The 22,329-nt window shown below is 73.1% G+C and carries 20 protein-coding genes; 6 read left to right on the top strand and 14 right to left on the bottom strand.

The window, feature by feature from the left end; genetic code table 11:
- Nucleotides 1-53 precede the first annotated feature (53 nt).
- A complete protein-coding gene (locus tag BLU82_RS08330; protein WP_157740712.1) occupies nt 54-1,277 on the bottom strand; it encodes a hypothetical protein in 1,224 nt (407 codons plus the stop codon).
- Nucleotides 1,278-1,443: 166 nt separating this feature from the next.
- Between BLU82_RS08330 and BLU82_RS08325 the strand changes: the two genes are divergently transcribed.
- The gene (locus BLU82_RS08325; RefSeq protein ID WP_092618362.1) at nt 1,444-2,817 is read left to right on the top strand and encodes a hypothetical protein; all 1,374 of its coding nucleotides are present in this window, start codon (nt 1,444-1,446) and stop codon (nt 2,815-2,817) included.
- Nucleotides 2,818-3,376: 559 nt separating this feature from the next.
- On the opposite strand, the gene BLU82_RS08320 is transcribed toward BLU82_RS08325, so the two are convergent.
- On the bottom strand, nt 3,377-4,849 hold the full coding sequence (locus tag BLU82_RS08320) for an MFS transporter (protein WP_092618359.1): 1,473 nt from the start codon (nt 4,847-4,849) through the stop codon (nt 3,377-3,379).
- Here BLU82_RS08320 and BLU82_RS08315 point away from each other — a divergent pair.
- Genes BLU82_RS08315 through BLU82_RS08305 form a run of 3 tightly spaced genes read left to right on the top strand, consistent with a single transcriptional unit; the run spans nt 4,848 to nt 7,795 of the window.
- The gene (locus BLU82_RS08315; protein ID WP_092618355.1) at nt 4,848-5,804 is read left to right on the top strand and encodes a GlxA family transcriptional regulator; all 957 of its coding nucleotides are present in this window, start codon (nt 4,848-4,850) and stop codon (nt 5,802-5,804) included. The genes BLU82_RS08320 and BLU82_RS08315 overlap by 2 nt on opposite strands.
- A 13-nt stretch (nt 5,805-5,817) precedes the next feature.
- Nucleotides 5,818-6,279 carry a tRNA (cytidine(34)-2'-O)-methyltransferase gene (locus BLU82_RS08310; protein WP_092618352.1) on the top strand — a complete coding sequence of 154 codons (462 nt, stop codon included), beginning with the start codon at nt 5,818-5,820 and terminating at the stop codon, nt 6,277-6,279.
- Between the two features lie 43 nt (nt 6,280-6,322).
- Complete coding sequence (locus tag BLU82_RS08305) at nt 6,323-7,795, top strand: pyridoxal-dependent decarboxylase (protein WP_092618349.1); 1,473 nt, start codon at nt 6,323-6,325, stop codon at nt 7,793-7,795.
- On the opposite strand, the gene uppS is transcribed toward BLU82_RS08305, so the two are convergent.
- The 4 genes from uppS to rpsO all read right to left on the bottom strand — a co-directional run bounded on the left by uppS (nt 7,792) and on the right by rpsO (nt 12,613).
- Nucleotides 7,792-8,571, bottom strand: a complete 780-nt coding sequence (gene uppS / locus BLU82_RS08300; protein ID WP_092618346.1) for a polyprenyl diphosphate synthase — start codon at nt 8,569-8,571, stop codon at nt 7,792-7,794. The genes BLU82_RS08305 and uppS overlap by 4 nt on opposite strands.
- Nucleotides 8,571-9,890 carry a pitrilysin family protein gene (locus tag BLU82_RS08295; RefSeq protein WP_092618343.1) on the bottom strand — a complete coding sequence of 440 codons (1,320 nt, stop codon included), beginning with the start codon at nt 9,888-9,890 and terminating at the stop codon, nt 8,571-8,573. Before BLU82_RS08295 ends, uppS begins: the two co-directional genes overlap by 1 nt.
- A 7-nt stretch (nt 9,891-9,897) precedes the next feature.
- Nucleotides 9,898-12,117 (bottom strand): polyribonucleotide nucleotidyltransferase, encoded by a 2,220-nt coding sequence (locus BLU82_RS08290; protein WP_092618340.1) that lies wholly within the window; start codon nt 12,115-12,117, stop codon nt 9,898-9,900.
- Nucleotides 12,118-12,343: 226 nt separating this feature from the next.
- Complete coding sequence (gene rpsO, locus BLU82_RS08285; protein ID WP_069113885.1) at nt 12,344-12,613, bottom strand: 30S ribosomal protein S15; 270 nt, start codon at nt 12,611-12,613, stop codon at nt 12,344-12,346.
- A 138-nt stretch (nt 12,614-12,751) separates the two neighbouring features.
- Between rpsO and BLU82_RS08280 the strand changes: the two genes are divergently transcribed.
- Together BLU82_RS08280 and BLU82_RS08275 are read left to right on the top strand one after the other, a co-directional pair.
- Nucleotides 12,752-13,549, top strand: coding sequence for a class I SAM-dependent methyltransferase (locus tag BLU82_RS08280; RefSeq protein ID WP_197682809.1), 798 nt, complete (start codon nt 12,752-12,754; stop codon nt 13,547-13,549).
- Between the two features lie 10 nt (nt 13,550-13,559).
- Nucleotides 13,560-14,117 (top strand): GNAT family N-acetyltransferase, encoded by a 558-nt coding sequence (locus BLU82_RS08275; protein ID WP_092618337.1) that lies wholly within the window; start codon nt 13,560-13,562, stop codon nt 14,115-14,117.
- On the opposite strand, the gene BLU82_RS08270 is transcribed toward BLU82_RS08275, so the two are convergent.
- The 8 genes from BLU82_RS08270 to infB all read right to left on the bottom strand — a co-directional run bounded on the left by BLU82_RS08270 (nt 14,114) and on the right by infB (nt 22,324).
- A complete protein-coding gene (locus BLU82_RS08270) occupies nt 14,114-15,052 on the bottom strand; it encodes a bifunctional riboflavin kinase/FAD synthetase (protein WP_092618334.1) in 939 nt (312 codons plus the stop codon). The genes BLU82_RS08275 and BLU82_RS08270 overlap by 4 nt on opposite strands.
- Before the next feature lie 37 nt (nt 15,053-15,089).
- Nucleotides 15,090-16,655 carry an MFS transporter gene (locus BLU82_RS08265; RefSeq protein ID WP_197682808.1) on the bottom strand — a complete coding sequence of 522 codons (1,566 nt, stop codon included), beginning with the start codon at nt 16,653-16,655 and terminating at the stop codon, nt 15,090-15,092.
- The gene (locus tag BLU82_RS08260; protein WP_092618328.1) at nt 16,652-17,113 is read right to left on the bottom strand and encodes a MarR family winged helix-turn-helix transcriptional regulator; all 462 of its coding nucleotides are present in this window, start codon (nt 17,111-17,113) and stop codon (nt 16,652-16,654) included. Before BLU82_RS08260 ends, BLU82_RS08265 begins: the two co-directional genes overlap by 4 nt.
- An 81-nt stretch (nt 17,114-17,194) precedes the next feature.
- Complete coding sequence (locus BLU82_RS08255; RefSeq protein ID WP_092618325.1) at nt 17,195-17,638, bottom strand: MarR family winged helix-turn-helix transcriptional regulator; 444 nt, start codon at nt 17,636-17,638, stop codon at nt 17,195-17,197.
- Entirely contained in the window at nt 17,635-18,507 is an 873-nt protein-coding gene (truB, locus tag BLU82_RS08250) for a tRNA pseudouridine(55) synthase TruB (protein WP_092618322.1), read from the bottom strand. Before truB ends, BLU82_RS08255 begins: the two co-directional genes overlap by 4 nt.
- On the bottom strand, nt 18,500-18,982 hold the full coding sequence (rbfA, locus tag BLU82_RS08245; RefSeq protein ID WP_092618319.1) for a 30S ribosome-binding factor RbfA: 483 nt from the start codon (nt 18,980-18,982) through the stop codon (nt 18,500-18,502). Before rbfA ends, truB begins: the two co-directional genes overlap by 8 nt.
- Before the next feature lie 5 nt (nt 18,983-18,987).
- The gene (locus BLU82_RS08240) at nt 18,988-19,287 is read right to left on the bottom strand and encodes a DUF503 domain-containing protein (protein WP_092618316.1); all 300 of its coding nucleotides are present in this window, start codon (nt 19,285-19,287) and stop codon (nt 18,988-18,990) included.
- A 22-nt stretch (nt 19,288-19,309) separates the two neighbouring features.
- Nucleotides 19,310-22,324 (bottom strand): translation initiation factor IF-2, encoded by a 3,015-nt coding sequence (gene infB / locus BLU82_RS08235; RefSeq protein ID WP_092618313.1) that lies wholly within the window; start codon nt 22,322-22,324, stop codon nt 19,310-19,312.
- Nucleotides 22,325-22,329 lie beyond the last annotated feature (5 nt).

Genomic DNA, 22,329 nt, shown 5'->3' with positions numbered 1-22,329 from the left:
CTCGTACGTCATTGATCACCTCCCGCCCTGGTCCGCCGTCATCACTCGCCGAGTCATCGCACCGGCTCCGCACTCACCGGTTCCGCGGCGGCGAGGGAGAGGAAGCGCTCCCGGTCGAACCCGTTGCTCGCATCGGCCAGCGCCCGCCACATCACCGCATAGGTCGGGCCCACCAGCCGTCGCCGTACCTCGGCCTCGACCGGCGGATGGGTCAGCGCCTCGGCCGCGCGGAAGGCGTAGGCCGGGGCGGAGCTCTGGTCGACCGCGTACATCGCCACGAGCGACTGCACCTCCGCGAATCGCTCGGCCGCCAGCCGATCGAGGCCCTGGTCCATCAGCATCCGCACACCGGCGGCCGGCTCGCCGCCGTACTCCGGTGGCGCCTGCAGATACTTGAAGCCGGACCGGATCGCCGCGCCGAGTGCGACGCAGCGTTCGGACAGGTGCGGTTCCGTCGCGGCCAGCGGGGCCAATTGCTCGGCCGCGGCTACGTCGATGACGATGGGCGGATCGGCGAAGACCGCCGCGGGCACACCGGGAACGTGGAGGATGCGCCCGTAGAGAAGCGCATCGGGCGGCAGGCCCACCGACTCGCCCAGGTGCCGGACGACCTGCCACTCCTCCGTCTCGTGATCGCGCACACGTAGCTCGACCCCGGTGACGTCGCCCAGCTCGTACGCCCGGGCGGACGTGCTCGCCCAGTTTCCGCCGCCACCGCCACGGCGATCGAGTCCGGGCGCGACCCGGACCAGGAACAGTTCGAGGAGGAGTTCGTCGAACAGCAGGACGTTCGCGGCGGTGCGCGCGATGGCGTCGTGCTCGGCCACCGCCTGCCAGGGATGGTCGGCGGCGTCGGGTACGAGGGTGACCTGTGCTCCTGCACAGACCTCGCGCTCGACCTTGGCGGCGAGCGGGCTCGGAATGACGCCGGCCCACCGCTGCGCCGCGGCCACGGCGAACCTGGCCCACTGCCAGTGCTCGGCGCGGTCGCCGAGTGTCGCCAGTTCGGCGAGCTGATTCGCCCACGAACTGCCGAACCGATGAGGTGTTCGCACCAGGCAGGCAAGGGCGTGGCCGATGTCGCCGTCCTGTTCGGCAAGCATCGCCTCCACGACCAGTTCGCGGTCGCGTGGCTTGAATCGGATCTCGTCGCCGGCTTCGTGCCTGCGGGTGGCTCGCCGCTTGTCGCGGCGCTTGTGTGCGCGTGTTTTGGTCATGCCTCGACCCTGCTCCGCTGAGCCGGCCGGCTCAACGGCGATTCGTCGGAATGTGGACAACTCCGCGGATCCGACGAGCCTGTGGACAAGCGCGGCCGACGGACCGCTGGGCAAGCGGTCGGAGCAGTCGGGCAACCGTTGTGATCTGCGTACATGGCGTTCGGGCAAGTTTCCGGGCAAGTGCCGTTCGCGAGTGTGGAGGCGTCCCACCCCGGAGGGAGCCACCGTGTCCGCAACCACCACTGCCCCAGCGCCCGCGAGGGTCCGCGCCGGGCATGCCAGCCATGCCAAGGGGGATGCGTCGACGGCCGAGGCCGGTTGCGACGGCGCCCAGACCGAGGCGACGGCTGGGCTGCGTCTCGACTCGGCCGAGGCAGCGTCTGGGCATGGCCGTGCCCGGTTCGAGGCCGGTCACACCCAGGCCGAGGCACAGGCCGAGCGGCGTCTCGTCCCGGCCGACGCCGAGCACGGCCCCGCCAAGACCACGACGAAGGCCAGGCAGCGACTCGTCCCAGCCGAGGCAGCGTCTGGGCATGGCCGTGCCCGGTTCGAGGCCGGTCACACCCAGGCCGAGGCACAGGCCGAGCGGCGTCTCGTCCCGACCGACGCCGAGCACGGCCCCGCCAAGACCACGACGAAGGCCAGGCAGCGACTCGTCCCGGCCGACGCCGAGCACGGCCCCGCCAAGACCACGACGAAGGCCAGGCAGCGACTCGTCCCGACCGACGCCGAGCACAACTGCGTCCAGGCCGAGGACGACGGCACCCAGAGCAGTGCTAGGCACGACCGCGTCCACGTCGGCCGCGGCGAGCGCCCTGCCGCCGCACGAGGCGTGCGGCAGGACGCCGGCTCCGCGCGTGCGAACCGTCCCGCCCGACGCAGCGACGACAGCCTGATCGGGCAACTGAACGCCGAGTGGCTCCGGCTCTGCGCCGACCCGGCATCCGACGCGGCGGTCGCGCGTTGGCGGCTGGTAGGGCTCCGGTCGCTGGGCGACCTCGAGGCGGCGGTTCGGCGCGACGCCGACGGGGTGCTGATGCCGTTGTTGCGGCTCGGGCGGCGCGGCGACCAGCTCGCGCTGAGGTCGGTGTTCCAGCTCATGCTCGGGAAGGCCGTCCGCATCGCCGCGACGCACGCCGGGCGCGACACGCGGGCCAACCTCGAGCAGGCCGCCGTGACGGCGCTGTGGACGGTAGTCGCGGGGTATCCGGTCGAGCGGCGGCCGGTGAAGGTCGCGGCGAACATCGCCATGGACACGCTGCGTCTGACGGTTAACGAGCTCGCGCACCAGCGGCACGAGACGCCGTCGAGCCCCGAGTACCTGCATCCGGCCGAGGGCGGTGGGGCAGCGTCTGACCGAGCTCGGGCGGGCGGACCGGCGGACCTGGAGCTGCTCGACCTGCTCGCGTGGGCGGTCGGCAACGGAACGGTCAGCAGGGAGGACGCGACACTGCTGGTCGATATCTACGCGCCGGCGCCCGGCCAGGCGGGCGGCAGCGCGGCGGCCGACCGGCACGGCATCAGCTGGGCCGCCGCCCGTCAACGCGCCAGCCGGGCGACTCGGCGCATCGCCGAGGCCGTTCGCGCGGACGGTTTCTGAGGCCGGCCGGTCCGGCGGCGGCCACAGCAACGCCTCGGCGGCTGGGGCCTGGCACGACGTCAGTGATGGGGCCGCTGCGGTAGCGGCCGGAGCGCGTCCGAGAGGCGGGCCGTCGGGAGGTGGAGCGACGGGAAACGCGGGGTCACGCGGTCGCGGGAAGGTGCGGACCGGCGGCGCGAGGTCGGGTGATGGGGTCGCGCCAGTAGCGGCCGGGGCGCTCCCGAGAGGCCGCAGTCGTCGGGTGACGGCGCCGCAGTAGCCACGGCGGCGCCCTTCGAGAGGCGGCGGTCGTGGGGGTGGTGGAGCGACGAGACCGCGGCGTGTCAGGCGGCCGAGGGAAGAGATGGACCGGCGGCGCGAGGTCGGGTGGCGGGGTCGCGGCAGTAAGCGGCCGGCGCGCTCCCGAGAGGCCGCAGTCGTCTGGTGATGGGGCGGCTGCGGCAGCGGCCGGGGCGCTCCCGAGAGGCCGCGGTCGTCGGGTGATGGGGCCGCTGCGGCAGCGGCCGGTGCGCGTCCGAGAGGCGGGTCGTCGGGAGGTGGAGTGACGGGAAACGCGGGGTCACGTGGTCGCGGATAGGGGCGGACGAGGGGCGCGACGTCGGATGGCGAGGGCCATGGCGGCGGCCATGGCGCACAGAGCGCCGGCGCCGATCCAGGCCAGGTCGTAGCTGCCGTACGCGTCCCGCGTCAGGCCGGCGCCGAACGCGACCAGCGCGGCGCCGATCTGGTGCGACGCCAGGACCCAGCCGAAGACGATCGGGCCGGAGGCGCCGAAGTGCTCACGGCACAGCGCGATCGTCGGCGGGACGGTGGCGACCCAGTCGAGGCCGTAGAAGACGATGAAGAACAGCATCGGCGGGTGCACCTCGCCGGCCAGCAGCAGCGGCAGCACCATCAGCGACACCCCGCGCAGCGCGTAGTACACGCCGAGCAGCAGCCGCGGATCGAAGCGGTCCGTCAGCCAGCCGGAGGCGACGGTGCCGATGAGGTCGAAGATGCCGATGACCGCGAGCAGTCCCGCGGCCGTCGTGACCGGCATGCCGTGATCGTGCGCCGCGGGGACGAAGTGCGTGCCGACGAGGCCGTTCGTCGACGCACCACAGATGGCGAAGGTGCCGGCCAGCAGCCAGAACGCCTTGGTGCGCGCGGCCGTCGTCAGGGCGGTGATCGCCCGGCGGCCCGCTCCCGGTGCCGGCGAGGCCGCGGCCGGAGTGACGGGCGACGCCGAGGACGGAGCGACGGGCGACGGCGCGGCGGACGGGGCGGACGTGATGGCGGCGGACGATGCGGGGGTAGGTGCGACGCCGGGGCTGGGAGCGGGCGCGCCGTACGGGAGCAGCCCCACGTCGGCGGGATGGTCGCGGAGGAGGAACCAGATCAGCGGCACCGCAGCCAGCGCCACCCCGCTGACCAGCAGCGAAGCCGGCCGCCACCCGTGGTCGGAGACGAGGACGGCCAGCAGCGGCAGGAAGACGAGCTGCCCGGTGGCGGTCCCGGCGGTGAGGATGCCGGACACGAGGCCACGCCGGGCGACGAACCAGCGGTCGGTGACGGTGGCGACGAAGGCGAGGGCCATCGAGCCGGTCCCGAGGCCGACCAGCAGGCCCCAGCAGAGCACCAGCTGCCAGCTCGCCGTCATGAGGACCGTCAGCCCGCTTCCCACCGACACCAGCGACAACGCACAGGCCACGACCCGGCGCATGCCGAACCGCTCCATCAGCGCGGCCGCGAACGGCGACGTCAGGCCGTACAGCATGATGTTGACGGAGATCGCGAACGAGATGGTGCCGTGCGACCAGCCGAACTCGTCGCGGAACGGCTCGATCATGACGCTCGGCGTCGCCCGGAAGGCGGCCGCACCTACCAGCGCGATGAACGCGACGAGCGCCACCCACCAGGCGCGATGCACGCGGCCGGGAGAACGCCGGGACGTCGGGCGGGCGGCCACGGTCTGCGTCACCCGACGATCCTCCGGTACGGGAGCCCGTGCCACCAGTGGCCCGACAGCCACTCTGTGAAAGGATCCGGCCATGACGCATCGCGTGGTCGTGCTGGCCCGGCACGGCGTGATCCCGTTCGAGCTGTCGATCCCGGCCCGCATCTTCGGCGCGGCGAGGACGGCCGACGGACGCGCGCTGTACGACGTGCGCACATGCGGCCTCGAGCCGGGAACCGTCCGCACCGAGGCCGACTTCGAGGTCGTCGTCAGGCACGGCCAGGAGGCGCTCGCCGCGGCCGACACCGTCGTCGTGCCCGCGTCGTACGAGACGACCAGCATCTCCCGCGAGGGGACGTTGCCCGCGGACCTGAGCGCCGCGTTCGGGACGATCGGGACGAAACGCATCGTCTCGATCTGCACCGGCGCGTTCGCGCTGGCCGCCGCCGGCCTGCTCGACGGTCGCCCGGCGACGACGCACTGGCGCAGCTCCGGGCGGTTCGCCGAGCTGTTCCCGCAGGTCAAGCTCGACCCCGACGTCCTGTTCGTGGACGACGGCGACATCCTGACCTCCGCGGGGGTCGCGGCCGGCATCGACCTGTGCCTGCACATCGTCCGCCGCGACTTCGGCACCGCCGTCGCCAACCGTGCGGCCCGCCGCTGCGTCGTCCCGCCGTGGCGCGACGGCGGCCAGGCCCAGTACGTCGACCAGCCGGTCCCCGAACCGGCCGCCGCCACGACGGCGGACGCCCGTGCCTGGGCGCTGGCACACCTCGACCAGCCGCTCACCCTCGGTGACCTCGCCGGACGGCAGGCGATGAGCGTGCGCACGTTCACCCGCCGGTTCCGCCAGGAGGTCGGCGTCAGCCCCGGCCAGTGGCTGATCCAGCAGCGCGTCGACCGCGCCCGCCACCTGCTCGAGGACAGCGACCTCGCCGTCGACGAGGTGGCCCGGCGGAGCGGCTTCGGCACGGCCGCCTCGCTGCGCCAGCACCTGCGCGCCGGCCTCGGCGTGTCGCCGTCCGGCTACCGCCGCACGTTCCGGTCGTGAGATCGTCCACCTCGTGTTCCACGTCGTCTTCTACGAGCCGCGCATCCCGCCGAACACCGGCAACGCCATCCGCATGGTCGCGGCCACCGGCGCCCACCTGCACCTGATCCGCCCACTCGGCTTCGACCTCGACGACGCCAAGCTGCGCCGGGCCGGCCTCGACTACCACGACCTCGCCAACGTGACGGTGCACGACGACCTCCCGGCAGCGTGGACGGCGATCAACCCCGAGCACGTCTACGCGTTCGCCACCACCGGCACCACCAGGCACAGCGACGTCGCCTACCAGGCCGGCGACGTGCTGCTGTTCGGCCCGGAGCCGACCGGCCTGCCGTCCGAGGTGCTCGACGACGAGCGGATCACCGGCCTCGTCCGCATCCCGATGCTGGCCGGACGGCGCTCGCTCAACCTGTCGAACTCGGCCGCGGTCGCCGTCTACGAGGCCTGGCGCCAGCACGACTACGCCGGCGCCTGACGTCACCCGGCCCGTCACACGCCCCCGGGAGTACGGTCGGCCCATGCAGCGACCAGAGCCACTCCCCGACCTCGACTGGACCCCGGACCGCGCCGCCGAGTTCGGCCGGACCACGCTGGATCTGTGGACGGAGTACCTGCGGCGGCTGCCCGCGATGCCGGTCACGCACCCGCACACTCCGGCCCAGACCCGGGCCGCGGTCCTCGACGGCCGCGACGTGCCCGACAAGCCGCTCGGCGACGACGAGCTCCTCGACCACCTGCGCACCGTCGTGTTCGAGCACGGCGCGCAGACCGGCCACGGCGGCTTCATGGCGTTCATCACCGGCGCCGGCACGGTGCCGGGCGCGCCGGCCGCGCTGCTGGCGGCCGGCATCAACCAGAACCTCGGCGGCTGGCCGCTCGGCCCGGCCGCGACCGAGATCGAGAACCACGTGCTCGCCTGGTTCGCGGCCCGGCTCGGCCTGCCCGAGCACTCGTCCGGCGCGTTCGTGACCGGCGGCGCGACCGCGAACCTCATGGCGCTGGCTGTCGCCCGCGACGCGCTGGCCGGCTGGGACGTGCGGCGCGACGGCGTCGCGGCCGGGCCGCCGCTGGCGATCTACGGCTCCGACGACGTGCACGAGACCGTCGACCGCGCCGCCGACCTGCTCGGGCTCGGCACCGCCTCGGTCCGGCGCATCGCGACGGACGACCGGTTCCGGCTCCGTCCCGACGCGGTCGCGGCGGCGATCGAGCGCGACCTCGCCGAGGGCGTCCGCCCGCTGGCCGTCGTCGGCACGGCCGGGACGACGGAGCTGGGCGCCATCGACCCGCTGGCCGAGCTGGCCGACGTCGCACAGGAGCACGGCTGCTGGTTCCACGTCGACGCCGCGTACGGCGGGCCGGCGGCGATGGTGGACGAGCTGCGCCCGGCGTTCGCGGGCATCGAGCGGGCCGACTCCCTCACCTGCGACCCGCACAAGTGGCTGAACATGCCGATCTCGGCCAGCCTCGTGCTGTTCCGCGACCCCGCCCGGCACGTCGCCGCGTTCACGCTGCAGCCCGACTACACGAAGCTCGACGCCGCGGTCCAGAGCGACATGATGCTGCGCTACCAGTGGACGCCGCAGTTCACCCGGCCGTTCGACGCGCTGCCGGTGTGGGTGTCGCTGCTCGCGCAGGGCTGGGACGCCAGCGCGCGGCGCATCCGCCACGACGTCGAGCTGGCCGGCTGGCTGCACCACCTGGTCGGCGAGCACGACGAGCTGGAGGCGCTGGCCGACCCGGAGCTGTCGATCGTCTGCTTCCGCTACGTCCCGCCGGGCACGCACGACGCCGCCTACCTCGACGACCTCAACGAGCGCATCCTGTACGCCGTCCAGCGGGCCGGCCGGGTGTACCCGTCGAACGCGGTGGTCGCGGGCCGGTACGCCATCCGCGCCTGCCTGATCAGCTACCGTACCGAGGCCGAGCACGTCGAGGCACTGGTCGACGACGTGGTCGCGCACGGCCGGCGGCTGCACGCCGCGAGCTAGGCGGGGCGGGACCGCCGGGCGTACGTCCGTAGCGCCCGCAGGAAGTCGACCTGGCGGAAGCCGGGCCAGTAGGCGTCGCAGAAGTACAGCTCGGCCTGGGTCGACTGCCACAGCAGGAAGCCGGACAGCCGCTGCTCGCCGCTGGTCCGGATGACGAGGTCGGGTTCCGGCTGGCCGCTGGTGTACAGGTGCCGGGCGATGTCGTCGGGGGTGAGGCGGTCGGCGAGCTCCGCGACGGACGGGGCCGCTCCGGCCAGCTCGGCCTCGTCGACATAGGAACGGACGGCGTCGACGATCTCCTGGCGGCCGTCGTAGCCGATCGCGACCGTCAGCGCCGGACCCGTCCGCCCGGCCGTCTCCGCGACGGCCCGCTTCAGCGCCAGCCGGGTGGAGTCGGGCAGCAGGTCGAGCCGTCCGGCGACGTGCAGCCGCCACTCGTGCGCGGGGTCGGCCAGCCGCAGCGCGACGACCTCCTCGACCATCCGCATGAGGTGGTCGACCTCGTCAGACCCGCGTTTGCGCAGGTTGTCGGCCGACGCCACGTACACCGTCACGTGCCCGATGCCGACGGCCGAGCACCAGCCGAGCAGGTGGTCGACGTGCTCGGCGCCGAACCGGTGCCCGATCGACGGGTCGGTGTAGCCGGCCGCGCGAGCCCAGCGCCGGTTGCCGTCCATGACGACGGCGACGTGCCGCGGCAGCCGCCCGGCCCGCAACGACGCCGTCAGCCGCCGCGCGTACCACCGATACAGCAGCTCGCGCGGCGACGGCGTCATCAACCCAGCACAGCCTCGAACCGGCCGGCCGACTCGAACGGCCCGACGACGGCGAGCGTCGGCGAGGCCGGCAGCAGGGTCCGGGCGAGGTCGGTGACCTGGTCGATCGTGACGGCCTCGACCCGCGCGAGCAGTTGGTCGAGGCTGGGCAGCTCGTCGTAGACCAGCTCGGCCTTCGCCAGCCGGCTCATCCGCGCGCTGGTGTCCTCGAGCCCGAGCACCAGTCCGCCGCGCGCCTGGCCCTTGCCCCGCTCCAGCTCCTCGGCCGTGATGCCGCCGCTGACGACCTCGGCCAGCACGGCGCGGCACAGCTCCAGCACCTGGTCGACCTTCTTCGGCTGGCAGCCGACGTAGACGCCGAGCAGCCCGGCCGCCGCGTGCTGCGCGGCGTACGAGTAGACCGAGTACGCCAGGCCGCGCCGTTCGCGGACCTCCTGGAACAGCCGCGACGACATGCCGCCGCCGAGCGCGGCGTTCAGCACGCCGAGCGCGAACCGGCGCTCGTCGTTGCGGGCCAGCCCGGGGACCGCCAGCACGACGTTGGCCTGCTCGGTCGGCCGGTGCAGCAGCGTGACGCCCTGACCGGACGACGGCGCGACTCCCCCGGTGCGCGGCGCCGCCGGCTCGTCGTCGCCGTCGAGGAAGCCGGCCGCGCCGAACGCCTTCTCGACCAGCGCGACGACGTCGTCGTGGCGGACGTTTCCGGCCACCGCGACGACCATGTTCCGGGCCAGGTAGTGCTGCCGGTAGTAGTCGTTGACGGTGTCGCGGGCCATGCCGGTGATGCTGTCGACCGTGCCCAGGATGGACCGGCCCAGCGGGCTGTCGCCCCACATGTGCCCGGCCAGGAGGTCGTGCACGGCGTCGGACGGGTCGTCGTCGCGCATGGAGATCTCTTCGAGGACGACATCGCGCTCGCTCTCGACGTCGGCCGGCGTGACCAGCGACGACGTGACCATGTCGGCCACGACGTCGACCGCCAGCGGCAGATCGGCGTCGAGCACCCGCGCGTAGTAGCAGGTGAACTCCTTGGCGGTGAACGCGTTGATCTCACCGCCGACGGACTCGATGGCCGCCGAGATGTCCAGGGCGGAGCGCTTCGGAGTGCCCTTGAACAGCAGGTGCTCGAGGTAGTGCGTGGCGCCGGCCTGGGTGGGCAGCTCGTCGACCGAGCCGACCCCCACCCAGATGCCGAAGGCGACCGACCGGACCGTCGGCACGGCCTCGGTGACGATGCGCAGGCCGCCGGGGAGGACGGTACGGCGGACCAGTCCGCCCTCGTCCTCCCCCAGCAGCGTCCGTGTCGACGTGGTGGTCACGCGACCGTCAGGACTCGCTCGCCTCACCGGCGGCCGCGGGAGTCTCCTCCTCGACGATCGGCGTCAGGGCGAGCTTGCCGCGGTCGTCGATCTCGGTGATCTCGACCTGGATCTTCTGCCCGACCGAGACGACGTCGTCGACGTTCTCGACCCGCTTGCCGCCCGCGAGGGCACGCAGCTTGGAGATGTGCACCAGGCCGTCCTTGCCCGGCAGCAGCGAGACGAACGCGCCGAAGCTCGTCGTCTTGACGACGGTGCCGAGGTAGCGCTCGCCGACCTCCGGCATCGTCGGGTTGGCGATGGCGTTGATGGCGTTGCGCGCGGCGTCGGCGGACGGGCCGTCGGTGGCGCCGATGAAGATGGTGCCGTCGTCCTCGATGGCGATCTCGGCGCCGGTGTCGTCCTGGATCTGGTTGATCACCTTGCCCTTGGGGCCGATGACCGCGCCGATCTGGTCGACCGGGATCTTGATGGAGATGATCCGCGGCGCGTAGGGGCTCATCTCGTCGGGCACCGCGATGGCCTCGGACATGACGTCGAGGATCGTCAGGCGGGCGTCGCGCGCCTGCTGCAGCGCGGCGGCCAGCACCGACGCCGGGATGCCGTCGAGCTTGGTGTCGAGCTGCAGCGCCGTGACGAACTCGCGCGTGCCGGCGACCTTGAAGTCCATGTCGCCGTAAGCGTCCTCGGCGCCGAGGATGTCGGTGAGCGTGACGTAGCGCTGCTCGCCGTCGACCTCACCGGAGATCAGCCCCATGGCGATGCCCGCGACCGGCGCGCGCAGCGGCACACCGGCGTTGAGCAGCGACATCGTGGACGCGCAGACCGAGCCCATGGACGTCGAGCCGTTCGACCCGAGCGCCTCGGAGACCTGGCGGATGGCGTACGGGAACTCCTCGCGGGCCGGGAGGACCGGCAGCAGCGCCCGCTCGGCGAGCGCGCCGTGACCGATCTCGCGCCGCTTCGGCGAGCCGACGCGGCCGGTCTCGCCGGTGGAGTACGGCGGGAAGTTGTAGTTGTGCATGTAGCGCTTCGACGTCTCGGGCGAGAGGGTGTCGAGCTTCTGCTCCATGCTGAGCATGTTCAGCGTGCTGACGCCGAGGATCTGCGTCTCGCCGCGCTCGAACAGCGCCGAGCCGTGCGCCCGCGGGATGGGGCCGACCTCGGCCGACAGCGTGCGGATGTCGGTGAGGCCGCGGCCGTCGATGCGGACCTGGTCGCGCAGCACGCGCTCGCGGACGACCGCCTTGGTGACGGACCGGAACGCGGCGCTGATCTGGCCCTCCTGGCCCTCGAACTGCTCGGCCAGGCGCTGCTTGACCTCGGCCTTGAGCTCGTCGAGGCGCTGCTCGCGCTCCTGCTTGGCGGCGATGGTCAGCGCCTTGGCCAGCTCGTCGCGGGACGCGGCCTCGACGGCGGCGTAGACCTCGTCGGTGTAGTCGAGGAAGACCGGGAACTCCGCGGTCTCCTTCGCGGCGGCGTCGGCCAGCTGCTTCTGCGCGGTGGCCAGCGCCGTGATGAACGGCTTGGAGGCCTCGAGGCCGGCGGCCACGACCTCCTCCGTCGGCGCGGTGCGGCCGGCCTGGACCAGGCCCCACGTCTCGGCGGTCGACTCGGCCTCGACCATCATGATGGCGACGTCGCCGTCGGGCAGCACCCGGCCGGCCACGACCATGTCGAACACGGCCTCGGACAGCTGCGAGTGGTTCGGGAAGCCGACCCACTGGTCGTCGATCAGCGCGACCCGCACGGCGCCGACGGGGCCGGAGAACGGCAGCCCGGCGAGCTGGGTCGACGCGGACGCCGCGTTGATGGCGACGACGTCGTACAGGTGGTCGGGGTGCAGCGACATGATCGTCATGACGACCTGGACCTCGTTGCGCAGGCCCTTCGCGAACGACGGGCGCAGCGGCCGGTCGGTGAGCCGGCAGGTGAGGATGGCCTCCTCGCTGGGCCGGCCCTCGCGACGGAAGAACGAGCCGGGGATGCGGCCCGCGGCGTACATGCGCTCCTCGACGTCGACCGTCAGCGGGAAGAAGTCGAGGTGTTCCTTCGGGTTCTTCGACACCGTGGTGGCGGAGAGCAGCATGGTCTCGTCGTCGAGGTAGACGACGGCGGAGCCGGCCGCCTGCTGGGCGAGCTGGCCGGTCTCGAAGCGAATGGTGTGGGTGCCGAACCTGCCGTTGTCGATGACGGCTTCGGCGCTGTGAATCTGCGGACCCGACATGGGTCGTCCTCCTGGAGCGTGGCGGGAGGCCGCTCGAATGAGATCTCGTACGCGCCGGTCTTCGATGGAAGCCCGCGGGTCAGTTTCCCGAGGGCCACAACCGAGGACCGGCCTGCCGCGTTCAAGACGGCCGCCCTGATCGGTTGGGCGTTGTTCAATTGTGTGCCGGCGGCTGATAGACCGAGGGAGCGGATCCGGTGTCGGAGTCCGCTCCCACGGCGTCAGCTCATCGGCGCAGGCCGAGCTTCTCGATCAGCGCACGGTAGCGCGCGATGTCGACCCGCTGCAGGTACTTGAGCAGCCGGCGGCGCTGCCCGACCAGCAGCAGCAGCCCGCGGCGGCTGTGGTGGTCGTGCTTGTGCACCTTCAGGTGCTCGGTGAGGTGGTTGATGCGGTGCGTGAGCAGCGCGATCTGCACCTCGGGCGAGCCCGTGTCGCCGTCGCCACGAGCGTGGTCGGCGATGATGGCCTGCTTGGTCTTCGTGTCGGTCGGCACGGAACTCCTTGTCGAATCGTTGCGCGGCGCTTCCGGGCATGTCCACCGGTGCACTATGAAACCGCGGCCGTTCTGACGGCGGCGCCAAGGATACCAGCGCGGCCCAGTCAGGACCCAATCGACCCTAGGGTGGTCGGCATGAACGGCGGGATCTGGGACCGCGCGGCGGCCGGGTACGAGCGTACCGGCGTCGACTTCTTCGCGCCGCTCGGCCGCGAGCTGGTGGGCCGGGCGGACCTGCGTCCGGGCGACCACGTCCTCGACGTCGGCACCGGGCGCGGTCACGTGCTGGTCCCGGCGGCCGCGGCCGTAGGCGGCACCGGCCGCGTCACCGGCGTCGATCTCTCCCCCGCGATGGTCGAGCTGACGGCCGCCGACCTCGCGGCGCGCGGGATCGCGCACGCGACGGTCCGCGTCGGCGACGCCGCCGCGCCGGGTCTCGCGCCCGCGAGCGTCGACGCCGTCCTCGCCGGTTTCGTGCTGTTCCTGCTGCCGGATCCAGCGGCCGCGCTGCGGTCGTACCGCTCGGTGCTCGTGCCCGGCGGGCGCCTCGCCGCCAGCACCTACGGCCCGCCCGACCCGCACGCCGAGGAGGCCCGGCGCCGGCTGCGCCGCAGGGCGGGTCTCGGCGCGGACGTGCCGGACGTGTTCGACGATCCGGCCGCGCTGGCCGCCATGGTCACGGCGGCCGGCTTCACCGACGTCGTGGTCGCCGACGTCGCCGTCGCGGTCCGCTTTCGCGACGCCGGCCAGTGGTGGGACTGGGCGTGGTCGGTGGGATACCGCGGCGCGCTCGAGCGCATCGCGCCGGCGGACCTCCCGGCCGCCCGCGCCGCCGTCGCCGAGGCGCTCGAGCCGGCCCGGCAGGCCGACGGGACGCTGGTGATCACCACGGGTGTCCGGTTCACGACGGCGCTCGCCGCGCGCGCTGCCTAGGCTGACGGCCGTGACCGACGAACGGATGCTGCTCCGTGGCGACCGGCTGGGCCTGGCCCTGACGACGGCCGCGCACGTGGGCGACTACCACCGCTGGGAGAACGACCCCGCGACCATCCTCGGGTACGGCACCCAGCTGCCGCAGAGCATCGAGACGCGGACGGCGGGGTACGAGGCGCAGGCGCGCGACGACCGGAGGGCGGCGTTCGAGGTGGTGCGGCTGGACGACGGCGCGCCGGTGGGCCTGACGGTGCTGCGGGTCGACCCCGCGGTGCGGACGGCGGAGTTCGTCATGCTGCTGGCCCCGGAGGCGCGCGGGCACGGGTTCGCCGCCGACGCCGCCGTGCTGACGCTGGACTGGGGCTTTCACCTGGCGGCGCTGCGGATGGTGTGGCTCAAGGTGCTGGAACCCAACGCCCGCGCGATCCGCGCCTACGAGCGCGCCGGCTTCCGGCCGGCCGGACGGCTGCGGCAGGCCGGCTGGTGGCGCGGCGAAGCGTGCGACGAGGTGGTGATGGACGCGGTGCGGACGGACTTCCCCGGCCCGAGCCGCGTCCCGGACGCCTAAGTGCCCAGCACGACGCGGGCTTTGGCGACGTCGTCGTGCATGGTGGCGATGAGGTCGTCGACGGAGTCGAACTTCAGGGTGGGGCGCAGGCGCTCGACGAACTCGAGCAGGATCTCGTCGCCGTAGAGGTCGAGGTCGGTGCGGCCGAGCACGTACGCCTCGACCCGCCGCGACTCGCCGGCGAACGTCGGGTTCGTCCCGATCGAGATCGCGGCCGGGAGCCGGTCGCCGGACGGACGCGACAGCCAGCCCGCGTACACGCCGTCGGCCGGCACCAGGCCGTCGGCGTCCGAGGCGAGGTTCGCCGTCGGGAAACCGAGGTCGCGCCCCCGCTTGTCGCCCTCGACGACGACGCCGCGCAGGCGGTGCGGCCGCCCCAGGATCTCCGCGGCGCCGGCGACGTCGCCGGACCGCAGCAGCTCGCGCACCCACGTCGACGACCAGCGGCGGGCGCCGTCGGGGGTGGTGACCTCGGGGATCACCTCGACGGTGAATCCATGACGCGAGCCCAGCTCGAGCATGGTCGACAGGTCACCCGCGTTCTGCCAGCCGAACCGGACGTCGCGGCCGACGACGACGGTGACGGCGCGCAGGCCGTCGACCAGGAAGCGGCGGACGAACTCCTCCGGCGACTGGCGGGCGAACTCCCACGTGTACGGCTGGACGAGGACGGCGTCGAGGCCCGTGGACGCGAGCAGCTCGAGCTTGTCGCGCACGCCGGTGATCAGCGGCGGCGCGTCCTCGGGCCGGTGCAGCCGGCGCGGGTGGGGGTCGAAGGTGACGGCGACGGACTGCGCGCCGGCGGCCGCGGCGTCGGCCACCATGCGGGTCAGGACCTGCCGGTGGCCGAGGTGGACGCCGTCGAAGTTGCCGATGGTGACGACGGACGGGCCGAACCCGGGAGGGACCTGGTCGAGATCGGTCCAGCGGTGCACGCGTGTTCTCCCGGGTTCGACGTCGGTTGACAACACATTATGCCCGCGCCGGCGCCCCCTCCAGCTCGGCCAGCTCCGCGTCGCCCACCGTGGTGCGCAGCGTCGTCTCGCGCATGAACAGCACGGCGACGAACGCCGCCAGCGCGATCGCGCCGGAGATGAGGAACACCAGCGCCGTCGCGTCACCGTACGCGTGCTCGACGATGGTGCGCACCGGCCCGGGCAGCCCGCTCAGGTCCAGCGACGTCGACCCGCCGTCCTGAGTGGCGGCGCCCGCGCCCGGGATGCCGGCCAGCCCGTCGGAGATGAGGTCCGTGACGTGCGTCGCCAGGATCGCGCCCAGGACGGAGACGCCGGCCGCGCCGCCGAGCGAGCGGAAGAACGTCACCGTGGACGTGCCGGCGCCGAGATCGCGGTAGTCGAGGCCGTTCTGCGCGGCCAGCACGAGGTTCTGCATGCTCGACCCGACACCCACGCCCAGGATGGCCATGTAGACGCCGATCAGCACCAGCGACGTCGCGTGGTCGATGGTGCCCAGCAGCCCGAGCCCCACCACGATCAGCCCGGTCCCCATGACGAGGAACCTCTTCCACCGCCCGAACCGGGTGACCAGCTGGCCGGTGATCGTCGACGCGAGCAGCAGGCCGACGATCATCGGCAGCGTCAGCAGCCCGGCCGCCGTCGGCGAGTAGCCGCGGGAGATCTGGAAGTACTGCCCGAAGAAGACCGACGAGCCGAACATCGCGATGCCGATGGCGACGCTGGCGATGATCGCCAGGATCATCGTGCGCTGACGCAGCAGCCGCGGCGGCACGACAGGGTCGGCCACGCGGCGCTCCACGACGACCGCCAGCGCGATCAGCAGGACGCCGCCGGCGACGAGCGCCGCGCTCGCCCAGGAGACCCACTCGAAGTTCTTGCCGGCCAGGGTGACCCAGATGAGCAGGATGCTGATGCCGCCGGGGATAAGCAGCGAGCCGAGCCAGTCGATCTTGGTGTCGGACGAGAGCACCGGCAGCTTCAGCGTCCGCTGCAGCAGCACCAGCGCGGCGACGCCGAACGGGACGCCGACCCAGAAGCACCAGCGCCAGCCGAGGCTGGAGTCGACGAGGAAGCCGCCCAGCAGCGGGCCGCCCACCGTCGCCACCGCCATGACGGCGCCGAAGTAGCCCATGTACCGGCCGCGTTCGCGCGGGCTGACGATCGACGCCATGACGATCTGCACGAGCGCCTGCAGCCCGCCGAGGCCGAGGCCCTGCAGGACGCGGAAGCCGATCAGCTGCTCGGTGTTCTGCGAGAACCCGGCGAGCACCGAGCCGATCACGAAGACGGTGATCGACAGCTGCACGAGCAGCTTCTTGTTCATGCGGTCGGACAGCTTGCCCCAGATCGGGGTGGTGGCCGTGGCCGCGAGCAGGGTCGCCGTCACGACCCACGTGTACTGGTCCTGGTTGCCGCCGAGGTCGCCGATGATCCGTGGCAGCGCGTTGGCGACGATCGTCCCGGACAGCATCGCCACGAACATGGCGAGCAGCAGCCCGGACATCGCCTCCAGCACCTGCCGATGACTCATCGTCGTCGGCGCGGCATCCTCTGTCGTCATCGGACGCGTTCCCTTCCCCCGCACAGCTCCTCGCGGAGATCGCCGTTGAGCTTGGTGAGCAGGTCGACCAACTGCCGGGCCTCGGCCTCGCTCCAGTCCTGGAGCGCGGCGGCGACGATCTCGCCGCTGCGCTCGCGGGCGCGCTGGAGCACGGCGTGGCCGTCGGCGGTGAGGCCGAGGATGCCGGCGCGCGCGTCGTCCGGGTCCGGACGGCGCTCCACCAGCCCCCGCTCCACCAGCTCGGCCGCCTGCCGGCTGGCGACGGACGTGTCCACCTGCAGCTGGTCGGCGAGTGCCGTCAGCCGCATGGGGCCGCCCTTGCTCAGCGCGGCGAGCATGCCGCCCAGGGTCGGACCCACGCCCTCGTAGATCTCGACGTGGCGGTGGGTGAGCAGCTTCCCGAGCCGGACCAGGAGACGTCCCTGGTCGACCAGCTCGCTCCAGACATCGCTGCCCATGGCGCGCGTCACCGCCTCAGTTGGTTGGTCACTGCAACTATAGGGTTAATGGTTGCAGCAACCAACTTTATTCCTGAGAGGCTACTCCTGTGCCAGGGACTCGTTGAGCCGTTTGAGCAGAACGGCGAGCGTGTGGACGTCGACGTCGGGCCAGTCCTCCAGCGCAGCGCCGAACCAGCGGCCCCGGGCGCCGCGCAGCTGCTGGACCCGGGCGCGGCCCGTGTCGGTGATGTGCAGCAGCCGGGCGCGGCCGTCCTGTGGGTCGGGCACCCGCTGGATCAGCCCCATCGACTCCATCTGGGTGATCTGCCGGCTGACGGTGGACTTGTCCAGTCCCATCCGCTCGACCAGGTCGGCGGCACGGACGTCTCCGCCGTCGGCGAGCAGCCCGAGCAGCCCGTACGCGGCCGCCTCGAGGCCTTCGTCGACCTGGCGGGCGAGGTCGATGGACAGCCGGCGCACCCGGCGCCACAGAACCGAGAGCTCGGCCTCGAGCTGCTCGTTGACCTGCTGCCGATCGCTCATACGAACACCGCCAGGTGCTTCGCCCGGGAACCCCGGTCCTCGACCAGTGAGAGCAGGGTACCGTCCGGCCCGAACACCCCGACCGGTCCCGGCCCGAGCCCGGTGGCCGGCAGCGGCATGCCGTGCGCGACCCGCCCGGCGGTCTCGGCGTCGACGTCCAGCCGCGGGAACGCCGCGGCCGCGGCGTCGGCCAGCGGCAGCAGGGTGAACTCGGCGCCGAGCTGGTCCAGCGTGCGGGCGACGTCGAGGCGGTACGGGCCGGCGGCGGTGCGGCGCAGCGCCGTCAGGTGGCCGCCGACGCCCAGCGACGCGCCGAGGTCGCGGGCCAGCGCCCGGATGTAGGTGCCGGACGAGCAGGCCACCGACACGTCGAGGTCGACGTACGGCCCGTCGCGGCTGGTGGCCAGCACGTCGAACCGGCTGACGACGACGGCGCGCGGCGGCAGCTCGACGTCCTCGCCTGAGCGCACCCGGTGGTACGAGCGCACGCCGTCGATCTTCACCGCGGACACCGCGCTCGGCACCTGCTGGATCGGCCCGGTCAGCGCGGCGACACCGGCCGCGACGGCGTCGCCGGTCACCGCGGACGCGTCGGCCGTCGCCGTCACCTCGCCCTCGGCGTCGTCGGTGACGGTGGCGGCGCCGAGCCGGATGGTGGCGTCGTACTCCTTCTCCGTCAACGCCAGATGGCCGAGCAGCTTGGTGGCCTTGCCGACGCCAACCACCAGCACGCCGGTGGCCATCGGGTCGAGCGTGCCGGCGTGGCCGACCCGGCGGGTGCCGGCCAGGCGGCGGACGCGGGCGACGACGTCGTGCGACGTCCAGCCACCGGGCTTGTCGACGACGACGAGGCCGTCGGGGTCAGCCACGGTGGTCGTCGTCCTCGTCCCCGGAGTCGGCCGCGGAGTCCACGTCGTCGTCCTCGTCAGCCGGCTTGCGGTAGGGGTCGGGGTCGCCGGCGTACTGCGCCGCGGCGGCCGCCCGGGCCACCCGCTCGTCCGACTCGCGCGCCGAGCGCAGCAGGTCGTCGATGTTCGCGGCGTTCTCCGGGATGGCGTCGGCCACGAACTCCAGCGTCGGCGTGAACCGGACGCCGGTGCGCCGCCCCACCTCGGAGCGGACCAGGCCCTTGACGCTCTCGAGCGCCGCGGCCGTGGCCGTGCGCTCCTCCTCGTCGCCGTACACGGTGTAGAAGACGGTGGCGTCGCGCAGGTCACCGGTGATGCGGGCGTCGGTGACCGTGACGAACCCCAGCCGGGGGTCCTTGACCCGGCGCTCCAGCGTCTCGGCCGCGATCTCACGGATGCGGTCGGCCAGTTTGCGCGCCCGCGCTGGATCGGCCATGACTACTACTCCTCGTCTTCGTCGTTGTGGATCCGTCGCCGGGTGGAGAGCAGCTCGATCTCCGGCCGGTACGCGACGTGCCGCTCGACGGCGTCGAGCACGTCGATGCACTGCCGGGAGTCGCCGGCGACGACGGCGACCCCCACCTCCGTGCGGCGGTGCAGGTCCTGGTGACCCACCTCGGCGACGGCGACGTCGAAGCGGCGCCGCAGTTCGGCCACGATGGGCCGAACCACGGCGCGCTTCTGCTTCAACGAGCGCACGTCGCCGAGCAGCAGGTCGAACACGATGGTCCCGACGAACACATCAGTCCGCCGCGGACGGCCGTCAGCCGCGCGGCTTCTCCTTCATCTCGTAGGTCTCGATGCGGTCGCCGACCTTGATGTCGTTGAACGAGCCGAGGTTGATACCGCACTCGAACCCTTCGCGGACCTCGGTGGCGTCGTCCTTCTCGCGCCGCAGCGACACGACCGTGAGGCCATCGCCCACCACCACGCCGTCGCGGACCAGCCGCGCCGACGCGTTGCGCCGCATGATGCCGTTGGTGACCATGCAGCCGGCGATGTTGCCGATCTTGGACGACCGGAACACCTCGCGGATCTCGGCGGTGCCGAGCTGGACCTCCTCGTACTCCGGCTTGAGCATGCCCTTGAGGGCCGCCTCGATCTCCTCGATGGCCGAGTAGATGACCGAGTAGTACCGGATCTCCACACCCTCGCGGTCGGCCAGGTCCTCGACCGTCCGGCTCTGCGGCCGGACGTTGAAGCCGATGATGATGCCCTGGTCGATGGAGGCGAGGTTGACGTCGTTGGCCGTGATGGCGCCGACGCCGCGGTGGATGATGTTGAGGTTGACCTCGTCGCCCACGTCGATCTTGAGCAGCGCGTCCTCGAGCGCCTCGACCGAGCCGGACACGTCGCCCTTGAGGATCAGGTTCAGCGTCTCGACCTTGCTCTCGGCCATGAAGCTCTCGAGCGTGACCCGCTTGCGGGCCTTGGCCAGGGCGGCGTTGCGCTCCATGGCCTCGCGCTTCTCGGCGATCTGGCGCGCGGTGCGGTCGTCGTCGGCGACGAGGAACTTGTCGCCGGCGCCGGGCACCGCCGTGAGGCCGAGCACCAGGACCGGCCGCGACGGCGTGGCCTCCTCGACCGGCTTGCCGTACTCGTCGAGCATGGCGCGCACCCGGCCGTAGGACTGACCCGTGACGATGGCGTCGCCCGGGCGCAGCGTGCCGCGCTGCACCAGGACGGTGGCCACCGGGCCGCGGCCGCGGTCGAGGTGACCCTCGATCGCGACGCCGCGAGCGTCCATCTCGGGGTTGGCCCGCAGGTCGAGTGCCGCGTCCGCGGTCAGCAGGACGGCCTCGAGCAGCTTGTCGATGTTGAGGCCCGGCTTCGCCGCGACGTCGACGAACATGGTGTCGCCGCCGTACTCCTCGGCCACCAGGTTGTACTCGGTGAGCTGCTGGCGGATCTTCGCCGGGTTGGCGCCCTCGACGTCGATCTTGTTGACCGCGACGACGATGGGCACACCGGCCGCCTGGGCGTGGTTCAGCGCCTCGATGGTCTGCGGCATGACGCCGTCGTCGGCCGCCACCACGAGGATGACGATGTCCGTCACCTGCGCACCACGGGCACGCATGGCGGTGAACGCCTCGTGACCCGGGGTGTCGATGAAGGTGATGGCCCGCGGCTCGCCCTCGTGCTCGACGGACACCTGGTAGGCGCCGATGTGCTGGGTGATGCCGCCGGCCTCGGACTCGACGATGTTCTCCTTGCGGATGGCGTCGAGCAGCTTCGTCTTACCGTGGTCGACGTGGCCCATGACGGTGACCACCGGCGGCCGGGCCGCCAGCGCGTCCTCGTCGCCCACTTCGGCGTCGAAGTCGATGTCGAACGACTCGAGCAGCTCGCGGTCCTCGTCCTCGGGCGACACCATCTGGATCTCGAAGCCGAGCTCCTCGCCCAGCACCCGGAAGGTGTCTTCGTCGACGGACTGGGTGGCCGTGACCATCTCGCCCAAGCCGAACAGCACCTGGACCAGCTGCGCGGGGTCGACGTCGATGCGCTCGGCGAAGTCGGCCAGCGAGGCGCCGCGGGGCAGCCGGACGACCTGTCCGTTGCCGCGGGGCAGCCGCACGCCGCCGATCGACGGCGCCTGCATGTTGTCGTACTCCTGGCGCTTCTGCCGCTTGCTCTTGCGGCTCTTGGCCGGCCGGCCACCGGGACGGCCGAACGCGCCGGCCGTACCGCCGCGGCCGCGGCCACCGCCGCCACCCGGACGGCCACCGCCGCCGGGGCCGCCGAAGCCGCCGGGACGGCCACCGCCACCGGGACCGCCGCCGAAGCCGCCGCCACCGCCGGGACGGCCACCGCCGCCACCGCCGCCGGGACGGCCACCGCCGCCACCGCCGCCGGGACGGCCGCCGCGGTCACCGCCGGGACGGCCGCCACGCTCGCCGCCACCGCCGCCGCCACCGGGCCGCTGCGACGGGCGCGGCGGCATCATGCCTGGGTTGGGGCGCGGGCCGCCGGCGCCGGCGCCACCGCCCGGACGCGGTGCCGGGGCGCTGGGCCGCGGGCCGCCCGCACCGGGCGCGCCGCGGCCTTCACCGTCGCGGCGCGAGCCGGGACGCTGCATGCCGGTGGACCCACCGGACGAGAACGGGTTGTTGCCCGGACGCGGGCCGCCGCCGGAGCGAGACCGGCCCATGCCGGTGTTCTCGCCGCCGAACGGGTTGTTGCCCGGACGCGGGCCGGCCGGACGCGGCGCGGCCGGACCAGGCTTCGGTGCGCCCGGACGACCGCCGCCCGAGGGACGCTGGCCCTGGTCGGGCCGCTGGCCCTGACCACCGCCGGGGCGCTGGCCGGGACCCGGGCGCGCGCCCGGGTCGGGGCGCTGACCCTGGTCGGGCCGCTGGCCCTGGCCGCCGGGGCGCTGGCCCGGCGTGGGCGCCGGGCCGGGCCGCGGGCCCGGAGCGGGCCGGGCGGCCGGCGGCGCCGACGCGGCCGGCTGCTCCGCGGGCGCCGGCGAGGCCGGGCGCGGGGCAGGCTTCGCCGCCGGCGCGGCGGGTGCCGGCGCCGGTGCGGCCGCACTGGGCGTGCTGGGCATGGGGGTTGGTGCTGCCGGCCTGGCCGACGGGCCAGGGGTGCCGGGAGACCGCTTGGTTCCCTTGCCGGTTCCTTGATTGGCGAACGCGTCGCGAAGCTTACGGACGACGGGGGCCTCGATGGTCGACGATGCCGACTTCACGTACTCCCCGAGGTCGCCCAGCTTGCCGAGGACGTCCTTGCTCGTCACACCGAGCTCTTTCGCGAGCTCGTGTACCCGGACCTTTGCCACTGCTC

The sequence above is a fragment of the Jiangella sp. DSM 45060 genome (assembly GCF_900105175.1).
In the GTDB taxonomy this organism is placed as follows: Bacteria; Actinomycetota; Actinomycetes; order Jiangellales; family Jiangellaceae; genus Jiangella.
Note: the sequence above shows the minus strand (reverse complement) of the source record. Positions and strands in the feature narration are given on the sequence as shown.

What these genes read in the sequence shown, in the direction of transcription:
- BLU82_RS08315 (WP_092618355.1), top strand. Translation starts at nt 4,848, where the DNA reads ATGACGCATCGCGTGGTCGTGCTGGCCCGGCACGGCGTGATCCCGTTC.
- BLU82_RS08320 (WP_092618359.1), bottom strand. Translation starts at nt 4,849, where the DNA reads ATGGCCGGATCCTTTCACAGAGTGGCTGTCGGGCCACTGGTGGCACGG.
- BLU82_RS08305 (WP_092618349.1), top strand. Translation starts at nt 6,323, where the DNA reads ATGCAGCGACCAGAGCCACTCCCCGACCTCGACTGGACCCCGGACCGC.
- uppS (WP_092618346.1), bottom strand. Translation starts at nt 8,571, where the DNA reads ATGACGCCGTCGCCGCGCGAGCTGCTGTATCGGTGGTACGCGCGGCGG.
- BLU82_RS08290 (WP_092618340.1), bottom strand. Translation starts at nt 12,117, where the DNA reads ATGTCGGGTCCGCAGATTCACAGCGCCGAAGCCGTCATCGACAACGGC.
- BLU82_RS08280 (WP_197682809.1), top strand. Translation starts at nt 12,752, where the DNA reads ATGAACGGCGGGATCTGGGACCGCGCGGCGGCCGGGTACGAGCGTACC.
- BLU82_RS08265 (WP_197682808.1), bottom strand. Translation starts at nt 16,655, where the DNA reads ATGACGACAGAGGATGCCGCGCCGACGACGATGAGTCATCGGCAGGTG.
- BLU82_RS08260 (WP_092618328.1), bottom strand. Translation starts at nt 17,113, where the DNA reads ATGGGCAGCGATGTCTGGAGCGAGCTGGTCGACCAGGGACGTCTCCTG.
- BLU82_RS08255 (WP_092618325.1), bottom strand. Translation starts at nt 17,638, where the DNA reads ATGAGCGATCGGCAGCAGGTCAACGAGCAGCTCGAGGCCGAGCTCTCG.
- rbfA (WP_092618319.1), bottom strand. Translation starts at nt 18,982, where the DNA reads ATGGCCGATCCAGCGCGGGCGCGCAAACTGGCCGACCGCATCCGTGAG.